The organism is Nonomuraea terrae, assembly GCF_004348995.1.
GTDB classification, from domain to species: Bacteria; Actinomycetota; Actinomycetes; order Streptosporangiales; family Streptosporangiaceae; genus Nonomuraea; species Nonomuraea terrae.
In genome coordinates this window covers 1-16,593 of record NZ_SMKQ01000079.1, presented here as the reverse complement: position 1 = coordinate 16,593, position 16,593 = coordinate 1, and the positions used below count along the sequence as shown (strand labels likewise).

Here is a 16,593-nt window from a genome sequence, read left to right as displayed (position 1 = left end):
GGCGTCAAGAGGCAAGGCCCTCGGTCAGCCAGCGCAGCGGGTTGTCGTGCGTGACGCGGCGGATCACGTCGTCGTCCACGCCCGCCTCGCGCAGGCGCGGCAGCAGCGTGTCGAACAGGTGGGCGTAGCCGGGGCCGCCGTACCGGCGCACCTGCGCCACCCGGCTGAGGCCCGTGCTGACCAGCAGGCGGTCGGCGTGGCCGTCCTCGATGACGGCGAGCGCGATCCTGGCCGCCTGGTCCGGGCCAAGGCCGAGCAGGCCCAGGCTCACGTACGCGCCCGCCTCGGCGATCTTCCTGGCCGCGCCGACGTCGCCGCCCAGGTTGCCGCCCGGGTGGCCGACGGCCACCCGGGCGGCCGGCAGGTTCTCGCCGAGCAGGATCTCCAGCAGCGCGAGGCCGTTCGCTCCGTGCGTGGCGACGGGCAGGCGCGAGCGCAGGGACGCGCGGGCGGCGGCCACCAGGCAGCGCTCCTCGCGCGCCGTGGGCTCGGCGCCCCAGCAGCCGACCTCGCCGATCACGCCGGGGAAGACGCCCGTGCCGTCCACGCCGCTGAGGATCTCGTCCATCAGGCGGGCGGTGAGGGTGTCCACGTCCTGGTCGCCGGCGTCGGTGAACGGCTCGGTGAACAGCCCGGTCGAGGCGATCACCGGCACCCGGCTGGAGGCGGCGATGCGGGCCAGCGCGGGGGCGTCGCGGCCCATGCCCATGCAGGTCAGCTCCACCACGAGCCCGAGCCGGCCGGACAGCCGCAGCTCGCGCAGCTCTCCCGTGACGGTCTCCTCCTCGTCGAGCCAGCGGTACGGGTCGGAGTCGATCCCGACACCCCAGCGCAGGTCGGTACGGAGGTGCTCGTGGGGGAGGACCGCCGCCTCGACGGCCGCCATGCGTACGGGTCCGGTAACGGTCCGGAGCAAAACCTCGGGCATAACAGACATTAACCGATGTTTGCTGGAAAGAGCCCATTCGGGCAGGAAATTTTGCTTCTCAGGAGGTTTGGCGCTTTGCTGGCCGTCTGCAAGTGGCTGGGTGGAGCGGGCCGTATCCTGGGTGGCACACCGACGGCGGGGGGAAATGTGCACGTGAAGAACTCCGACATCGGCGACGCCGACGTGATCAAAGACGACGCCGCCGGGCGTTCCGACATGCCCCGCCGCCGCACCGGCATCCAGGGCTGGCTCGACGGCATCCGATCCACCCGTGCGGGAGCGCTCACGCTCAAGATCGTGATTGGCCTCATCGGCACCCTCATGGTGGCGGGCGGGCTGGTCATGGTGCCGTTCCCGGGGCCGGGATGGCTGATCGTGTTCGCCGGTCTCGCCGTGCTCGCGACCGAGTTCCACTGGGCGCACAAGGTGCTGGAGTTCGGCAAGCGCACGCTGCACGCCTGGACGCAGTGGTACAAGCGTCAGGGCTGGACGGTGCGCGTGGTGGTGCTCGCGGTGACGGCCGTCGTCGCCACCGTGATCGTGTACTTCGGGCTGCGCACCGTGGGGTTCGACGTCATCGCGATCGCCAGAGCCTACATCTGAGGGGGTCAGAGGTAGAGGCCGGTGCCGTGGTCGGTCTCCTGGGTGGCCACGGCGTGCAGGTCGCGCTCGCGCATCACGAGATAGGTCTGCGCGTGCACCTCCACCTCGAACTGGTCTTCCGGGTTGAACAGCACCTTGTCGCCGACCTTGACCGAGCGCACGTTCGTGCCCACGCCGCAGACCTCGCCCCACGACAGCCGGTTGGCCATCTTGACCGTCGCGGGGATGACGATGCCGGAGCTGCTGCGGCGCTCCTCGGCCTCCCGCTCCAAGCGGATCATGACCCGGTCGTGCAGCATCTGAATCTCGAACTTGGGCTCTACCACGGGGTCAAGTTTACGAGCAGCCGGACGCCCGGGATCCCGCGACCGATGATCGGCGGCTGACCCGGGCCGCCACCCCGTGGCAGGATGGCCGTCATGATCATGGCCTTCGGCGAAACCGGCTGGCAATGGCTGAACGCCCCCCGCGCATGGACGGCCGACGACGGCCTGAGCCTGTTCTGCGAACCCGGCACCGACCTGTGGCGCAGGACCCACTACGGCTACACGTACGACACCGCCCACATGTTCGGCCGCACGGTCAGCGGCGACCTGCGGCTGTCGCTCACCTTCTCCGGCGAGTACGCCGAGCAGTACGACCAGGCCGGCGCCGTGCTCAGGATCGGGGAGGACGACTGGATCAAGGCCGGGATCGAGTACGTCGACGGCGGCTTCCACCTCAGCACCGTCGTGACCCGCCGGTTCTCCGACTGGTCGGTCCTGCCGTTGGACCGGCCGGTGCGGCGGGCGACGTTCGTCCTGGAGCGCGCCGGCGACGCGGTGACCGTCCGCTACGGCCTCGACGGCGAACCGGCGGAGAACATGCTCCGCCTGGCCTACTTCCCGCCGGGACGCCCGGCGCTGGCCGGCGCCATGGCCGCGGCACCCGTCGGCAAGGGTTTCCCGGTCCGTTTCACCGACCTGCGGGTGAGCCCGCTCACGGAAGGCTGAGTTCGGCGAAGATCGGGCGGTGGTCGGTGCCCCGGAGCGGCAGGACCGCGAAGTCCCGCACCGCCATCCGCGCGTCCGCCAGCACGTGGTCGATCGTCACGCCGGGCCGCCGCGACCACTGCGGCCAGGTCACCTGGAGCCCGCGCCCCGTCACCTCGGCCGCGTCCTGGTAGCCGGAGGCCAGCAGGTCACGCATCGGCAGGTGGTCGAGCGTGGCGTTGAAGTCGCCCGCCAGCACGCGCAGCTCGTCGCCGCCGCGCGGCAGCGCCTCCAGGCCCGCTCGCCAGCACGGCAGGCGCTCGGCGCGGCCGGGCGCGCACGGGTGCACCGAGACGATCTCGATGCGCCTTCCGCCGGGATGCGTCAGCCAGGCCCTGGCCTGCCCGAACCCGCCCAGGTTGATGGTCCTGCCGGCCTTGAGCGGGTGGCGGGCGTAGACGGCGGACCCGCCGACGCCGTTGAGCGGGCGGGTGACCGCGTGCCGGAGCGTACGGCGCAGCCCCGCCGCCTCCAGCCGCCGCATGGCCGCAGGGGTGAGCTCCTGCAGCGCCAGCACGTCGGGCCGGGTCCGCGCCACCAGGGCCATCAGCTCGTCCGTGTCGGCCCTGCCCACCAGGAGGTTGGCGGCCAGCACCCGCAGCACCGGGCCCCGCGCGGCCGGGGTACGGTCGGGCAGCGCCCGGGGAAGCACCGCGGCCCCCATCGCCAGCACCGACGCCAGCGCCACCGCCCCCGCCGCCCACCGCCGGAGCAGACAGGCCAGCACCAGCGCGACCGCCGCCGCGCCCGCCGCGTACGGCGTACCGGCCACCGCCGGCACCCACGGCCAGCCGGGCTCGAACCCGCTCAGCCGCACCCCCGCCCACACCGCGAACGGCACCACCACGATCCAGCTCATCCAGGTACGCACACCCTGTATCGCCACAAAGCCGGGTTGGCGTTCATGAGAAGGTATCGCCATGCACGACGTGGAAGCCCGGGTCCTCGACGCGCTCGACGCGGCCGAGACCGTCAACCTGCTGGCCGAGACCGTACGCGTCCCCAGCGTCACCGGTACCGACGCCGAGTCCGACCTCCAGCACCGTTTCGCCCGGCTGCTCACCGAGGCCGGCATGGACGTCGACGTCTGGAAGCTCGATCTCGCCGACCTGACCGCGCGTCCCGGCTTCCCCGGCACGGAGGCCCCGCGGAGCGAGGGCTACGGCGTGGTCGCCGTCACCCCCGGTGGCGAGGGCATGCCCGCGCTGGCGCTGCAGGGCCACGTGGACGTCGTGCCGACCGGCGACCTGGCCAAGTGGGCGGGCAGCGACCCGTTCGCCGCCCGGATCAGCGGCGGCGTGCTGCACGGCAGGGGCGCGTGCGACATGAAGGCCGGCCTCGTCGCCAACCTGGCCGTGGCGCGGGCCATCGCCCAGGCGGGTGTCAAGCTGGCCAGGCCGCTGGCCGTGCACTGCGTGATCAGCGAGGAGGACGGCGGGCTGGGCGCGTTCGCCACCCTGGACAGGGGGCACACCGCCGAGGCGGCGGTGATCACCGAGCCGACCAGCGGTGCGGTCATCACGGCCAACGCGGGCGCGCTGACGTTCCGGCTGGAGATCGCCGGGCAGGCCGCCCACGGCGCGACCCGGTACGAAGGTGTCAACGCGATCGAGGTGTTCTGGCCGGTGTTCGAGGCGATCAGGCGCCTGGAGGCCGCGCGCAACCGCGACGTGCCGGAGCTCTTCGCCGGCAACGCGATGCCCTACCCGATCGAGGTCGGCACCGTGCGGGCGGGCGACTGGGCCAGCACCGTGCCCGACCTGCTGGTCGCCGAGGGGCGGCTCGGGGTGCGGCTGGACGAGGACCCGGCGGACGCACGGGCCGCGTTCGAGGAGGCTGTCGCGGGCGTCGCGCACCCGTGGCTGCGTGACAACCCGCCGGTGGTGACGTGGCCGGGAGGGCAGTTCGCCAGCGGCCGGCTGCCCGCCGGGCACAGGCTGCTGGAGGAGGTCGGCCGCGCGGTCGCCGACGTGACGGGCACGCGGCCCGCGCAGGCGGCGGCGCCGTACGGGAGCGACCTTCGGCTCTACACCGCGGCCGGGATCCCGACGCTGCACTACGGCCCCGGCGACGTGCGCTTCGCGCACGCGCCCAGGGAGCAGGTCAGCCTGACGGAGCTGCACGACGTCACCCGCGCCCTGGCCCTGCTCGCCGTACGCCGCTGCGCGGCCTACTGAGCGCGGACCAGGCGCGGCGGCGCGTACTGAACGCCGGTCAGGCGGGCCGGGAGGGCACGCGGCGGCGGGACTCGGGGACGATGAGCGGCGTGCCCGACTGCGGGTCCTGGATGATCTCGCAGCGCAGGTCGAACACCTCGTGGACCAGCTCCGGCGTGACGATCTCACCTGGGTCGCCCTGGGCCACGACCGCGCCGTCGCGCATCACGATGAGGTGCGTGGCGTACCGGCAGGCCTGGTTGAGGTCGTGCAGCACGGCCACCATGGTCCGGCCCGCCTCGTGCAGGTCGGCGCAGAGGTCGAGCACCTCGATCTGGTGGGAGATGTCCAGGAACGTGGTCGGCTCGTCCAGCAGCAGAATCGGCGTCTCCTGCGCCAGCGCCATGGCCAGCCACACCCGCTGCCGCTGCCCGCCCGACAGCTCGTCCACGATCCGGTCGGCGAGCTCGGCCACGTCGGTGGCTCGCATGGAGTCGGCGACGGCCGTCTCGTCGGCGCGCGACCACTGCCGCATGAGCCGCTGGTGCGGGTAGCGGCCACGGGCCACCAGGTCGGCCACGGTGATGCCGTCGGGCACGATCGAGCTCTGCGGCAGCAGCCCGAGCCGCCGCGCCACCTCCTTCGACGGCAGCGACGTGATCACGCTGCCGTCGAGCTGCACGGCTCCCGTCTTGGGCTTGAGCATCCTGGCCAGCGCCCGCAGCAGGGTGGACTTGCCGCAGGCGTTCGGGCCGATGATCACGGTGAAGGACTCGTCGGGAATCGCCACGGTGAGGTCGGTGGCCACGACGCGCTGGTCGTAGGCGAGCGTGAGGCTGGTGCCGGACAGGCGGGCGCCATTGATCGGTGCGGCGCTCGGCGCGGTCATCGGTGCGGCCATCAGTGGCGGTCCTTTCGCAGGAGCAGGACGAGGTACGTGCCGCCGATCGCGGCGGTCAGCACCCCGACGGGCAACTGGGTGGGCGCGAGCACCCGCTGTGCCGCCAGGTCAGCGGCGGTCAGCAGCACGGCGCCCATGAGCGCGGAGGCGCCCATGGTCACCCCGGCGGAACGGGTGAGCCGCCGGGCGAGCTGCGGCGCGGCGAGCGCCACGAAGGCGACGGGCCCGGCGGCGGCCGTGGCCACCCCGGACAGCAGCACGCCGGCCGCGATGGCCAGCGCGCGTACGGTCTCGACCGGGATGCCCATGGCCTTGGCCGCGTCGTCGCCCATCTCGATCATCCGCAGCGGCCGGGCGATGGCCACGCAGACCGGCACCAGCACGAGCAGCGCCAGTGCCACGGGCCCGGCGTGGTCCCAGCCGCGCCCGGTGAGACTGCCGGTCAGCCAGGCCGCCGCGGTCGCCGCGTCGTTGATGTTGGCCCGGGTCAGCAGGTACGAGTTGACCGCGAGCAGCAGCGCGTTCGCCCCGATGCCGACCAGCACGAGCCGGTAGCCCGCCACCCCGCCGCGGTAGGCGAGGGCGTACACGAGGGCCGCCGTCACCACGCACCCGGCCAGCGCGCCGCCGGCGATCACCATGGCCGAGCCACCCGCGATCACCGCGATGATGCCGCCCGTGGAGGCGCCGGCGGTGAAGCCGATGAAGTCGGGGCTGCCGAGCGGGTTCCTGGTGAGGCTCTGGAAGATGGCGCCGCTCAGCCCGAACGCGGCCCCGACCAGCAGCCCCGTCACCACGCGCGGCGCCCGCAGCCGGCTGACGATCAGCTCGGCGACCGGTGTGCCCTGGCCGAAGAGCGCGCCGACGATGTCCGGCACCGGCACGGTGAACTCGCCCGTCGCCAGCGCCGCCACCGTGACCAGGAAGCCCACGACGAGGAGCACGACGCCGACGAGCAGGGCGCGCGGCGCCAGCCGTACGGACCAGGGTCCGAAGCGCACGGTCACAGCGCCGCCACCCGCCTCCGCCTGGCCATCATGATGAAGATCGGCGCGCCGATCACCGCCCACACGATGCCCACCTGCACCTCTCCTGGCCGGGCGATCAGCCGGCCTGCCACGTCGGCGGCGAGCAGCAGCACCGGCGCGGCCAGCGCCGAGTACGGCAGCACCCACCGCTGGTCGGGACCCACCACGGCGCGCACGGCGTGCGGCACGATGAGACCGACGAACCACAGCGGCCCGGCGGCGGCGGTGGCCGCCCCGCACAGCAGTGTGACCGCCACCCCGGTGAGGATCCGCGTCCGGTTCACCGCCACGCCGAGCGCCCGGCCCGCGTCGTCGCCGAGCGCCAGCATGTTGAGCGGCCGGGCCAGCATCAGCCCGAGCACCAGCCCGGCGGCCATGAACGGCGCCAGCCGCACCAGCGTGTCGGCCGTCTGCCCGGCCAGCGACCCGGTCAGCCAGAACCGCATCCGGTCGTAGGTCTGTGTGTCCATGCGCAGGATGGCCTGGGCCACCGCCGTGCACACCATGCCGAACGCCACCCCGGCCAGCGTCAGCCGTACGGGGCTGGAGCCCGCGCGGCCGGAGGAGGCCAGGGCGTAGACGACGACGGAGGCCAGCGCGGCTCCGCCGAAGGCGAACCACACGTACACCGTGGGGTCGGTCAGCCCGAACAGGCCGAGCGCGAGCGTGACGCCGAGCGCGGCGCCCTCGTTGATGCCGAGCAGCCCCGGGTCGGCCAGCGGGTTGCGGGTCAGGCTCTGCATGAGCGCCCCGGCCAGGCCGAGCGTGGCGCCCACCCCGAGGCCGAGCAGCGTACGCGGGACGCGCAGCTCGCGGATCACCGTGTGGTCGTTGGAGCCGTCGGGGGCCAGGAAGGCGTCGATCACCGTCCCGAACGACACCGAGCGCGCGCCGAGGGCCACGCCGGCGAGCGCGACCAGGGCCAGCACGACGGCCGTCACGACGAGCCCCGTGACCAGGACCGCGGGGCGCCCCGTGCGCCCACCGCCGTCCCCGTCGGATGCCGTGTCACCCGCGGTGTCCACCGCGGCGGGCCGTCCGGCGCCGGCCGTGTCCTGTGGCGGGCGCACCCGGCCCCCTCTCTCTAGCGGTCAAACTTAGGCAAGGCTAATCTAATGCCCCAGTAATCAGGCAAGCCTAACCTTAGGAGTTGGAGATGTCGGGACCGGTAATGCCTCGCAGGGGCTTCCTGGCGGGCGCGGCGGGACTCGCGGCGGCCCTGACTCTGGCGGCCTGCGGCGACGGCGGCGGCACCGCGGCCCCCGCCGCGTCGGGATCCGCCGGCGCCTCGGCCGGAGCCTGGTCGTTCACCGACGACCGCGGCAAGAAGGTGGAGCGGCCGGAGCCGCCCGCCAGGATCGTCGCCCAGGTGGGCTCGGCCGCCGCGCTGTGGGACTTCGGCGTGCGCCCCATCGCCGTCTTCGGCCCGCACAAGCTCGCCGACGGCAGCAGGGACCCGCAGGTGGGCAACGTCGACATCACCAAGGTCGAGGGCCTCGGCAACGTGTGGGACGAGTTCAACGTCGAGAAGTACATCTCACTCCAGCCCGACCTCCTCGTCAGCAGCATGTACGAGAAGGGCACCCTCTGGTACGTCCCCGAGAAGTCGAAGGACACCATCGAGCAGGTCGCCCCGACCGCCGGCGTCATGCTGACCGGCCGCAGCGCCCTGGACGTCATCGGCACGTACGAGCGGCTCGCCCGGTCCCTCGGCGCCGGCATGGAGGGCGTGCCCGAGGCCAAGGCCCGCATGGAGGCGGCCACCAAGGAGCTCGCCCGGTTCAAGGACCTGCGGATCCTCATGGTCTCGGGCGGCGCGGACGCGTTCTGGGTCGTCAACCCGCCGGAGTACCCCGACATCGTGCACCTCGTCGACGCCGGCCTCAACGTCGTCGAGCCCGACAAGGTGGACGAGGGCGGCTTCTTCCAGACGCTCAGCTGGGAGAACGCCGACGCCTACGACGCCGACGTGATCCTCTACGACACCCGGACGCAGGCGCTCAAGCCCGAGGAGATGATGAAGAAGCCGACCTTCGCCAAGCTCCCCGCGGTCGAGGCCGGCCAGCTCTACCCGTGGTCCGCCGAGGCGCCGTTCAGCTACCACGGCTACGCGGACTTCCTGGAGAACATCGTGGCGAACCTGAAGAAGGCCGAGCCCCTTCAGTAAGCGCCGCGGACTTCGACGATCTCGGCGAGCGGGAACTCCAGGTAGTCGCCGGCCTCCTCGCACCAGGCGTCGAGCGCGCCGCCCCGCAGCTCGCCGTGGCTGATCGTGGCCGTCAGCCCGTCGCTCAGCGTGATGCCGGCACGCACGCCCCGGTCGACGACGAAACCCAGCAGCGACTGCTGGGCCGTCGGCAGCCGGGTCGCCACCCGGCCGATGACCGCCCACGTGCGCCCGTTCTTGCCGTCGTCCTGCCTGCTCGCGGACAGGAGGCGGCGGGCGTGCTCGTACGGGTCGGGCGGCGGCTCGGCCAGCACGTGGGGCGGCGGCTCCACCTCCAGACCGGGAAAGTCGGACAGCTCGACCACCTGCCCGCCGGGCAGCAGGATGAGCTTGCCGTGGCCGGGCTCCTCGGCCCTGGCCCGGTGGATGGTGATCTCACCGGTGTCGGCGACGGGGACCGGCGAGTAGCCGACCTCGCGCAGCGCGGCGAGCGTGCGGTCGGCCGGCGTCGCGCTCACCAGCACCGTCGGGGCGAGCAGCCGCAGGCCCAGCCGGCCCAGGCGACGGTGGGCGGCGATCTCGGCCAGCAGCCCGGTGTCGGCGGCCTGGACGACGCAGCCGACCGTGGTGACGGTCACCTCGCCGTGCCGCCGGGCGGTGTCGCGGACCAGGTATTCCAGCGGCTGGGGGATCGTGCCGACGGTGGCCAGCTCGTCGAGCAGCTCGTCGGCGTCGTGGCCGCGGTCGAGCGCCCGGCGCACGCTCTCGGTCGTGAAACGCCACACCGAGGCCGCGCCGCGCGACTCGCGCTCGGCGACCCGGTCGAGCAGCGCCGCCAGCTCGGCCGACGGCGGCCCGGTGACGACCGCGGTCAGGTCGGGCCCGAACAGCGCGCTGCGGCGGACGCTGGCCAGTGCGCGGGTGGCCGCCTCGACCAGCGTGGGGTCGTGCTCGACCGTGGGAACCGCGTCGTCGTTCTCGTCGCCTGGCTTGGCCGTCAGCCCGGCCAGTGCCCGGCCGAGGTCGGTGAGCGCGTTGTTGGCCAGCAGGCCGAGCAGCCTGGCCTCGTCGAGCACCGCCGGCGCGCACGCGCGCAGCAGCGGCAGGTCGATGAGCGGCGCGTGCCAGTGGACGTTGGCGACGAGGCTGTCGCGGTCGGCGAAGGCCGTGCCGGAGGGCAGCTGGGCGAGCGCCGACAGCACCGCCCGGCGCACCCGCGCGACGGTGCCGCCCGCCGGGTCGTCGCCGAGCACGGTGCCGTACTTGCCGTCGATCCTGCGCAGCGACGAGCGTTCCATCCGCCACCAGGCCGCCAGCAGCACCCGCAGCCGGGCGGAGCCCTCGTCGAGCCGCCAGCGGTCGAAGCGCTCGGTCGGGATCATGCCGCCGGACTGCTCGTCCCAGGCCAGCAGCCGGGCCACCGCGCAGACCTCCAGCAGCAGGCGCGTCTCGTCCTCGTCGCAGCCGGTCTCCTTGGCGACCCTGCGGACCTCGCGTACGCCGACGCCGCCGGTCTTGAGCAGCGGCAGCGGCGTCTTGGAGGTGTTGTCGAGCAGGGCCGCGCACCGCTCGACCACGTGAGGGGCGGCCAGCGTCATCAGGTGGTCGACCTCCTCGGGGTCGACCGGGATCGTGGCCACCTCGGGCGCCACCGGCCGGAACGGCGGGTGGTAGCCGGGGCCGCGCAGGGCCAGCGCGATCTCGCGGGGGATCTCGCCGACGTGCCAGCTCGGCCGGAACAGCAGGCCGTGGTCGGCGCACCAGCGCTCGGGGGTGCCGGGGGTGACGAACCGGCCGCCGTCGACGTCGAGCGTGGGGCCCTGCCAGGCGAAGCGTTCCAGCAGCGCGACGGTGCCGTCGGGGGCCTGGCTCACCAGCGACCTGACGCGCTCGCCGTCGCCGAGCGCCTCGACGGCCCTGGCGATCGCGCGGCGCTTGTTGCCCTGCGCCGGCAGCCCCAGGTTGCGCGCGAGGGCCTGCAGCGCGTCGTTGCTGATCGACCAGGAGTTGAGGTAGTGCTCAAGCGGCTCGCCCAGGCCGAGCGGCGAGGCCCACCAGCGGGTCACGCCCTCCGCGAGGTGGATCACCCTCCCGTCGCCGGGCCAGGCGAGGGCGTGGTCGTAGAGGTGTTCGAGCCAGGGGGTGACGTCGTCGACCGGCGCGTCGAGGAACGCGGCCAGGCTCTCGGGCGTCGGGCGGGTCATGGCCAGGGCGGTCTCGGCGAGTTGCAGGCACGGCAGGGGCAGACCGCGCAGGGATTCCATCACGGCGAAACCGTTGGAGAGCCGCTGGGCCAGGGTGTCGAGCCGCCTGGGCCAGGGAGCGGCGATGGCGTCGGGCCGGTTCGCGAGGATGCGACCGAGCCTGTCTTCGTCTAGGGTGCGTAGCCAGCCGAGCAGGTGATCTTCCATCTGTCAGCACTCTCATGGGGTCGCGCGCGGGACTCACCGTGAGCCATGAGCATCCACGGTAATGCAGATCACCCCCGTCAGGAGAGGACTGCCCAGACGATCTTTCCGTGGGGTGCGAGGGCGGACCAGCCCCAGCGGAGGCTGAGCGATTCGACGATGTGGAGGCCGAGGCCGCCGGTGTCAAGGGGGCCAGGGTATCGCAGCACGGGCACCGAGGACCCGGGATCGGTGAAGGCGCTCGTGACGAGCGGCCCCCGGCGTACGAGGGACATGTGGACGGTGCGCTCGCGGCGCGGGTCGTCCAGGCACAGGCCGTGGCGCAGCGCGTTGGTGGCGAGCTCGGAGACCACCAGCTCCATGTTCTCGATCAGCTCGCCGAGGCCCCAGCCCGTCAGTGTGCCCGCGCTGAAGCTGCGGGCGGTGTGAACCGAGGAAGCCGCGGGCGGGAGCACGAACGTGGCGCTGGCGGACGGGCCCGGGACGACGAGGTCGAGGGCCGCTTCCGGCCACCAGCCGACTGGAGGCCACCAATCGAACGTTGTCCACTGGCCGTGGGCCGTGGTGGATTGCACGTGATCATTCTGCGTCAAACTCTCGTGCAGGTGCAAGAGCGAATGCACGTGCAGCCAACCCCTGTACACGCTACGGTTTGCCTCAAATGGTCAATATGGGGGAAAGGGGATCTTGTCCGCGGCCCATGATCTTCCGGCCGTGAAGTGACAGACTGTTTGGCAAGGAAACGACCAAGGAGCTGCACGTGTCCATTGATCCGCCCGGTTCCGGTTCGACCGTAAGGCGCATCATGCTGGGGGCGAGCCTCAGGCGCCTGCGCGAAGCCAGCGGTCTCGACCGGGCACAGGCCGGATTTCACATCCGGGCGTCCGAGTCCAAGATCAGCCGCATGGAGCTCGGCCGCGTGGGCTTCAAGACACGTGACGTGGAAGACCTCCTCACCCTGTACGGCGTCGTCGACGACGCCGAACGCCGTGCCCTGCTGGAGATGGTGCGCGAGGCCAACACCCCCGGGTGGTGGCACAAGTACTCCGCCGAGCTGCCGTCATGGTTCACCACGTACATCGGCCTCGAGGAGGCGGCGAGCGTGATCCGCACCTACGAGGTGCAGTTCGTGCCCGGCCTGCTGCAGACGGCCGCGTACGCGCGCTCGGTCATCGAGCTGGGCAACCCCGATGAGAGTCCGGACAAAATCGAACGCCGTGTGCATCTGCGCATGCAGCGTCAGGAGCGCTTCACCCGGAAAGACGGACCCCGTCTGTGGGCCGTCATCGACGAGGCGGCGCTCAAGCGGATCATCGGCGGGCGGGAGGTCATGGCCGAACAGCTCCAGCACCTGCTGGAAGTCGCCGCTCTTCCCAACATCACCATTCAGGTGATGCCCTTCAAGTTCGGCAAACACGCTGCTGAAGGGGGCGCGTTCAGCATCTTGCGGTTTCCCGAGTCCGACTTGTCGGACGTTGTCTACGTCGAGCAGCTCTGGGGTGCCCTGTACCTGGACAAGCGTGAGGACGTCGACCCGTACCTCACCGCCATGGAGCAACTGTGCGTGGAGAGCACCACGCCAGGGGGCACCGTCGAGCTCATCGGCGGTCTTCTCAGAAAGATGTAGATGAACCAGACCTACAACGGAATGCCGGCCGCGGACCTGACGCAGGTCTCCTGGCGCAAGAGCCGCTACAGCAACTCGCAGGGCAACTGCGTGGAACTCGCGGAGCTTCCCGACGGTGGCATCGCGGTGCGCAACTCACGCTTCCCCGACGGCCCTGTCCTCATCTATACCCGTGACGAGATCCGGGCCCTGGTGCTCGGAGTGAAGGACGGAGAGTTCGACGGCCTCCTCGTTTAACCGGGTGTTAACCTCCGGCGCGGCCGCTTAACGGCGGCGCGCCGGAGGCGTAACCGCCCGGCCTCGTCCCCAGGCGAGGATCGGAGTCATGCTCGACCAGATGACCCTGTATCCGATCGCCGACGACGTGCTGTTCGCACCGGGCGGCAAGGTCGTGATCCGCACCTACGGCGTGGCTCCCGCGACCTCGGGGGCCTCCGTCTCCTACCGGACCTGGGTGACCGGCATCCGGGACCAGCCGCGCTACTGGCACTGGGGCCACTTCGAGGACGCCACCAGCGGGCACCGCAAGGTCCTGGAGTGGCTCACGGGGCGGGGCCCGCAGCCCGCCCAGGCCCTGGCCTGACCACCCGGCCCGCCACCGGCCGCCCACCTGGCCGGTGGTGGAAATACGCGACTACCCGGAAGGCCGCCGTCGTGAGACGCTTCTGACACCCCTCCCCGGCCGTCGCCGCCCGCGGGCGGACCCGCCGGGGTCAGCCGAGGGTGCGGAGGTCGCCATGACGGACCTGTACCTCTACAACGGGCAGAGCCCCGACGAGCACGTCGCCTCGTGCCCCGACTGCCGCGCGGCCGCCGCGCTCCTCGACCGGCCGGAGACACCGGCCGAGCCACCCCCCACGATGCGTGACGCGGTGCTGTCCCTGGCGCGCCGCCGCCGCAGCCCCGCCGTCCTCGCCGTGTCGTCCGTCGCGGCGCCGTACGCCGAGCAGGTGGCGCTCATGGACGACCTGCTGAAGGACCTCAGCGAGCCCCAGTGGGACGCCCCGATCCCCAGGCACGGCACCGTCAGGGCGCTCGTCGAGCATCTGGTCGCCAACGACGCCGCCGTGGCCGCGTTCATGGGCGTGCCCGACACGGCGGCGGCCACGGTCCACCGCCGCTGGCGCGAGCAGGCCGGCTCCCTGCTGGAGCGCGTCTCGGGCAGCAGCGAGGTGCTGCTGGGCGTCGAGGTGGCGCTGGCCGGGCCGCGTCCGGCCCGCGCGCCGCTGCGGCAGGCCCTGATCCAGCGCACGTTCGAGACGTGGACGCACGCCGACGACATCAGGGCCGCCACCGACCGCACCGCGTCGCCGCCCCGCCCCGAGCACGTGCACATGATCATCGAGTTCGGCCTGGCGCTGCTGCCGCGTGCCATGAAGGGCCCCCGGCGGGACGTCTCGGCCACGATGGTGCTCACCGGCCCGGGGGGCGGCAGCTGGACGGTCCCGCTCTCGCCCGCCTCCGACCACGTCGCCGTGGTGATCTCGGCCGACGCCGTCGAGTTCTGCCGGCTGCTGGGCAACCGGTGGCCGCCCGGGTCCTTCCCGTACGCCGCCGAGGGCGACCCCGCCCTCGCCCGTGACCTGATCCGCGCCGCCGCGACGCTGGGATGCGACTGATGAGCGACAGGGAACTGCGCGCCCGTCTGACCGCCGGCGACCTCGACGCGCTCGCCGACGCCTACGACCGCCACGGCCCGTACGTGTACGGCGTCGCCGTCGCGATCACGGGCAGCCGGGCGTACGCCGAGGAGGTCACCCAGAACGTGTTCGTCGCCCTCTGGGAGCGGCCCTCCTCCTACGATCCCGGCCTGGGCTCGTTACGCGGCTGGCTGGTCGGCCGTGCCCTGCACGAATCGGCCCGCCGCGCGAAGGTCGGGTGACCGGTCATCGCTAGGCGCAGGTCACGGGGGCGTTCCAGGCGGTGAGCACCGGCTCGGCGTGCTCGAAGCCGAGCCGCGAGTAGGTGCCCGTGTCGAGCTTGAGCAGCCGGCCCTCCTCGGGGGCCAGGCGCAGCCACCGGGCGGCCAGCACGCGTAGGAAGTGACCGTGCGCCACCAGCGCCACCCTGCCCTCGGTCGCCCGGGCCCGCTCGATCACCCGGTCGGCGCGTACGGCCACCTCGGCGGCGCTCTCGCCCGGGTGCTCGGTGTCGCCGGGGATCACGCCGTCACGCCACAGATACCAGCCGGGCCGCGTCCTGCGGATGTCCGGCGTGGTGATCCCCTCATAACCGCCGTAGTCCCATTCCCACAGGTCGGCGTCCACCTGGTAGTCCGTCAGGCCCGCCAGCTCCGCCGTACGCCGGGCCCGCTGGGCGGGGGAGACCAGCACCAGGTCGAACGGCTCCTTCACCAGCGGCGCCAGCGCCCTGGCCTGCTCCTCGCCGTGCTCCGTCAAAGGCAGGTCGGTGCGGCCCGTGTGCCTGCCCGCCTTGCTCCACTCGGTCTCTCCGTGCCGGAGCAGCAGCATCTCGTTCATGCGTCCCATCATCCGGCACCGCCGACCCCACAGCGCCCCCAGGTACCACCAAGTGTGGCGATCTCTCCCTTATGGTGTGGTTTCGAGGCGTTTGAGGAGGATGGATGGAGCCGGTGGCGGTCGGACTGGTGGGAGCGGGGCCGTGGGCACGGATGGCGCACGCGCCGATGCTGGCCAAGGGGCCGCACACGCGGCTGGCCGGGGTATGGGGGCGCAGGCCCGAGAGCGCCGCGGAGCTGGGCGCCCCGGTGTTCACGCGGATCGAGGAGCTGTTCGACCACTGCGAGGCCGTGGCGTTCTGCGTCCCGCCCGCCGTGCAGGCCGAGTACGCCGTGCGGGCCGCCCGCGCGGGCAAGGCGCTGCTGCTGGAGAAGCCCCTCGCCGACACCCTGGAGGGCGCCCGGCGGGTGGCCGACGCGGTCGCCGAGTCCGGAGTCGCGTCCCAGATGGTGCTCACCCTGCGTTACGCCCAGGAGACCCGCGACTTCCTGGCCCGCTGCGCCGAGATCGCCCCGTTCGGCGGCCACGCCGCGAACGTCTCCAACGTCCTGCTCGGCGACCATCCCTTCGCCACCCCCTGGCGCCTGCGGCACGGCGCGCTGCTCGACGTCGGCCCGCACGTGATCGACCTGCTCGGCGCCGCCCTGGGCCCGGTGACCGGCGTACGCGCGCACGGCAACCCGCTCGGCTGGACCGGCCTGCTGCTCGAACACGAGGGCGGCGCCGTCAGCGAGGCGTCCCTGTGCATGGCCACCGCCGGCGACCCGCCGCCCTCCACCGTCGCGGTGTACGGCCGCACCGGCAGCGCCGTGCTCCCGGCCGTCCGGGGCGACGCCCTGGCGACGGTGGCCGAGGAGTTCGCCAGGACCGTACGCGACGGCGGCGGCCACTCGCTCGACGCGGCCCACGGTCTTCGGCTGCAGCAGGTCATCGCAGAGGCGGAGGCCCAGCTCACGTCCTGACCCCGCCAGGCCCCTTGACGTCGGAGGGTTCACGGGCATTGATAACGTTTGTCCGATGCGCAGGGCGCAGCGAAGTCCGGTGCGAGTCCGGCGCTGTCCCGCAACTGTCTAAAGCCAGGTCGCCTGCCTCTGCGCTGACGTCATCATCCCTCGTGGAAAAGGGTGATCCGTCGCTTCATGCGGGTCTCTCGGTTCCGACAGTGTGAAAGGACTTCTCGTGAGGCCCGTACGCACGGCCTTCGCGGGCGCGCTGCTGGGAACGCTTCTCCTGGCCGGCTGCGGCCAGGGCGGCACCGCAGCCT

The 16,593-nt window shown here is 72.6% G+C and carries 19 protein-coding genes; 10 read left to right on the top strand and 9 right to left on the bottom strand.

Annotated features, from left to right (window positions below):
- Positions 1-4: 4 nt before the first annotated feature.
- Positions 5-916 carry a phosphotriesterase family protein gene (locus E1286_RS24005; protein WP_342776251.1) on the bottom strand — a complete coding sequence of 304 codons (912 nt, stop codon included), beginning with the start codon at positions 914-916 and terminating at the stop codon, positions 5-7.
- Positions 917-1,081: 165 nt separating this feature from the next.
- On the opposite strand from E1286_RS24005, the gene E1286_RS24000 reads away from it, so the two are divergent.
- Positions 1,082-1,531, top strand: a complete 450-nt coding sequence (locus tag E1286_RS24000) for a TIGR02611 family protein (RefSeq protein ID WP_246075071.1) — start codon at positions 1,082-1,084, stop codon at positions 1,529-1,531.
- Positions 1,532-1,536: 5 nt separating this feature from the next.
- Here the strand turns inward: E1286_RS24000 and E1286_RS23995 are convergent, their stop codons facing one another.
- Positions 1,537-1,857, bottom strand: a complete 321-nt coding sequence (locus E1286_RS23995; protein ID WP_132615695.1) for a GroES family chaperonin — start codon at positions 1,855-1,857, stop codon at positions 1,537-1,539.
- A 93-nt stretch (positions 1,858-1,950) separates the two neighbouring features.
- Here E1286_RS23995 and E1286_RS23990 point away from each other — a divergent pair, with 93 nt between their 5' ends.
- A complete protein-coding gene (locus E1286_RS23990; protein ID WP_132615694.1) occupies positions 1,951-2,523 on the top strand; it encodes a DUF1349 domain-containing protein in 573 nt (190 codons plus the stop codon).
- Here E1286_RS23990 and E1286_RS23985 read toward each other — a convergent pair.
- Positions 2,510-3,421 carry an endonuclease/exonuclease/phosphatase family protein gene (locus E1286_RS23985; protein WP_132615693.1) on the bottom strand — a complete coding sequence of 304 codons (912 nt, stop codon included), beginning with the start codon at positions 3,419-3,421 and terminating at the stop codon, positions 2,510-2,512. The genes E1286_RS23990 and E1286_RS23985 overlap by 14 nt on opposite strands.
- Before the next feature lie 61 nt (positions 3,422-3,482).
- Between E1286_RS23985 and E1286_RS23980 the strand changes: the two genes are divergently transcribed.
- A complete protein-coding gene (locus E1286_RS23980) occupies positions 3,483-4,739 on the top strand; it encodes an ArgE/DapE family deacylase (RefSeq protein WP_132615692.1) in 1,257 nt (418 codons plus the stop codon).
- Positions 4,740-4,776: 37 nt separating this feature from the next.
- On the opposite strand, the gene E1286_RS23975 is transcribed toward E1286_RS23980, so the two are convergent.
- From E1286_RS23975 to E1286_RS23965, 3 genes are read right to left on the bottom strand one after another with little or no spacing between them, the layout of a single operon-like run.
- Entirely contained in the window at positions 4,777-5,619 is an 843-nt protein-coding gene (locus tag E1286_RS23975) for an ABC transporter ATP-binding protein (protein ID WP_425464768.1), read from the bottom strand.
- Positions 5,619-6,626, bottom strand: coding sequence for a FecCD family ABC transporter permease (locus E1286_RS23970; RefSeq protein WP_132615691.1), 1,008 nt, complete (start codon positions 6,624-6,626; stop codon positions 5,619-5,621). The genes E1286_RS23975 and E1286_RS23970 overlap by 1 nt, the downstream gene beginning before the upstream one ends.
- Positions 6,623-7,717: a FecCD family ABC transporter permease gene (locus E1286_RS23965; RefSeq protein WP_132615690.1), complete on the bottom strand. Its 1,095-nt coding sequence runs from the start codon at positions 7,715-7,717 to the stop codon at positions 6,623-6,625. Before E1286_RS23965 ends, E1286_RS23970 begins: the two co-directional genes overlap by 4 nt.
- An 86-nt stretch (positions 7,718-7,803) precedes the next feature.
- Between E1286_RS23965 and E1286_RS23960 the strand changes: the two genes are divergently transcribed.
- Positions 7,804-8,814, top strand: coding sequence for an ABC transporter substrate-binding protein (locus E1286_RS23960; protein WP_132615689.1), 1,011 nt, complete (start codon positions 7,804-7,806; stop codon positions 8,812-8,814).
- On the opposite strand, the gene E1286_RS23955 is transcribed toward E1286_RS23960, so the two are convergent.
- Both E1286_RS23955 and E1286_RS23950 read right to left on the bottom strand, forming a co-directional pair.
- Positions 8,808-11,225 (bottom strand): helicase-associated domain-containing protein, encoded by a 2,418-nt coding sequence (locus E1286_RS23955; RefSeq protein WP_132615688.1) that lies wholly within the window; start codon positions 11,223-11,225, stop codon positions 8,808-8,810. The two genes, E1286_RS23960 and E1286_RS23955, sit on opposite strands and share 7 nt — an antisense overlap.
- Before the next feature lie 77 nt (positions 11,226-11,302).
- The gene (locus E1286_RS23950) at positions 11,303-11,797 is read right to left on the bottom strand and encodes an ATP-binding protein (RefSeq protein WP_132615687.1); all 495 of its coding nucleotides are present in this window, start codon (positions 11,795-11,797) and stop codon (positions 11,303-11,305) included.
- Between the two features lie 230 nt (positions 11,798-12,027).
- Between E1286_RS23950 and E1286_RS23945 the strand changes: the two genes are divergently transcribed.
- The 5 genes from E1286_RS23945 (at position 12,028) to E1286_RS23925 (ending at position 14,731) form a co-directional block, all read left to right on the top strand.
- Positions 12,028-12,849: a helix-turn-helix domain-containing protein gene (locus E1286_RS23945; protein WP_132615726.1), complete on the top strand. Its 822-nt coding sequence runs from the start codon at positions 12,028-12,030 to the stop codon at positions 12,847-12,849.
- Complete coding sequence (locus tag E1286_RS23940; RefSeq protein ID WP_132615686.1) at positions 12,850-13,086, top strand: DUF397 domain-containing protein; 237 nt, start codon at positions 12,850-12,852, stop codon at positions 13,084-13,086.
- Positions 13,087-13,174: 88 nt separating this feature from the next.
- Positions 13,175-13,432 carry a 3'-5' exonuclease family protein gene (locus E1286_RS23935; RefSeq protein ID WP_132615685.1) on the top strand — a complete coding sequence of 86 codons (258 nt, stop codon included), beginning with the start codon at positions 13,175-13,177 and terminating at the stop codon, positions 13,430-13,432.
- Between the two features lie 154 nt (positions 13,433-13,586).
- Complete coding sequence (locus E1286_RS23930) at positions 13,587-14,468, top strand: maleylpyruvate isomerase family mycothiol-dependent enzyme (protein WP_132615684.1); 882 nt, start codon at positions 13,587-13,589, stop codon at positions 14,466-14,468.
- Positions 14,468-14,731, top strand: a complete 264-nt coding sequence (locus E1286_RS23925) for a sigma factor (RefSeq protein ID WP_165969883.1) — start codon at positions 14,468-14,470, stop codon at positions 14,729-14,731. The genes E1286_RS23930 and E1286_RS23925 overlap by 1 nt, the downstream gene beginning before the upstream one ends.
- 10 nt (positions 14,732-14,741) lie before the next feature.
- On the opposite strand, the gene E1286_RS23920 is transcribed toward E1286_RS23925, so the two are convergent.
- Positions 14,742-15,329 (bottom strand): histidine phosphatase family protein, encoded by a 588-nt coding sequence (locus E1286_RS23920; RefSeq protein WP_132615682.1) that lies wholly within the window; start codon positions 15,327-15,329, stop codon positions 14,742-14,744.
- A gap of 104 nt (positions 15,330-15,433) precedes the next feature.
- Between E1286_RS23920 and E1286_RS23915 the strand changes: the two genes are divergently transcribed.
- Positions 15,434-16,291 carry a Gfo/Idh/MocA family protein gene (locus E1286_RS23915; protein WP_132615681.1) on the top strand — a complete coding sequence of 286 codons (858 nt, stop codon included), beginning with the start codon at positions 15,434-15,436 and terminating at the stop codon, positions 16,289-16,291.
- Positions 16,292-16,593 lie beyond the last annotated feature (302 nt).

Excerpts from the sequence above, each read along its gene's own strand:
- E1286_RS23915 (WP_132615681.1), top strand. The coding sequence starts at position 15,434 with ATGGAGCCGGTGGCGGTCGGACTGGTGGGAGCGGGGCCGTGGGCACGG.
- E1286_RS23985 (WP_132615693.1), bottom strand. The coding sequence starts at position 3,421 with ATGAGCTGGATCGTGGTGGTGCCGTTCGCGGTGTGGGCGGGGGTGCGG.
- E1286_RS23940 (WP_132615686.1), top strand. The coding sequence starts at position 12,850 with ATGAACCAGACCTACAACGGAATGCCGGCCGCGGACCTGACGCAGGTC.
- E1286_RS23975 (WP_425464768.1), bottom strand. The coding sequence starts at position 5,619 with ATGGCCGCACCGATGACCGCGCCGAGCGCCGCACCGATCAATGGCGCC.
- E1286_RS23945 (WP_132615726.1), top strand. The coding sequence starts at position 12,028 with ATGCTGGGGGCGAGCCTCAGGCGCCTGCGCGAAGCCAGCGGTCTCGAC.
- E1286_RS23960 (WP_132615689.1), top strand. The coding sequence starts at position 7,804 with ATGTCGGGACCGGTAATGCCTCGCAGGGGCTTCCTGGCGGGCGCGGCG.
- E1286_RS23990 (WP_132615694.1), top strand. The coding sequence starts at position 1,951 with ATGATCATGGCCTTCGGCGAAACCGGCTGGCAATGGCTGAACGCCCCC.
- E1286_RS23920 (WP_132615682.1), bottom strand. The coding sequence starts at position 15,329 with ATGAACGAGATGCTGCTGCTCCGGCACGGAGAGACCGAGTGGAGCAAG.
- E1286_RS23955 (WP_132615688.1), bottom strand. The coding sequence starts at position 11,225 with ATGGAAGATCACCTGCTCGGCTGGCTACGCACCCTAGACGAAGACAGG.
- E1286_RS23935 (WP_132615685.1), top strand. The coding sequence starts at position 13,175 with ATGCTCGACCAGATGACCCTGTATCCGATCGCCGACGACGTGCTGTTC.
- E1286_RS23980 (WP_132615692.1), top strand. The coding sequence starts at position 3,483 with ATGCACGACGTGGAAGCCCGGGTCCTCGACGCGCTCGACGCGGCCGAG.
- E1286_RS23930 (WP_132615684.1), top strand. The coding sequence starts at position 13,587 with ATGACGGACCTGTACCTCTACAACGGGCAGAGCCCCGACGAGCACGTC.
- E1286_RS23925 (WP_165969883.1), top strand. The coding sequence starts at position 14,468 with ATGAGCGACAGGGAACTGCGCGCCCGTCTGACCGCCGGCGACCTCGAC.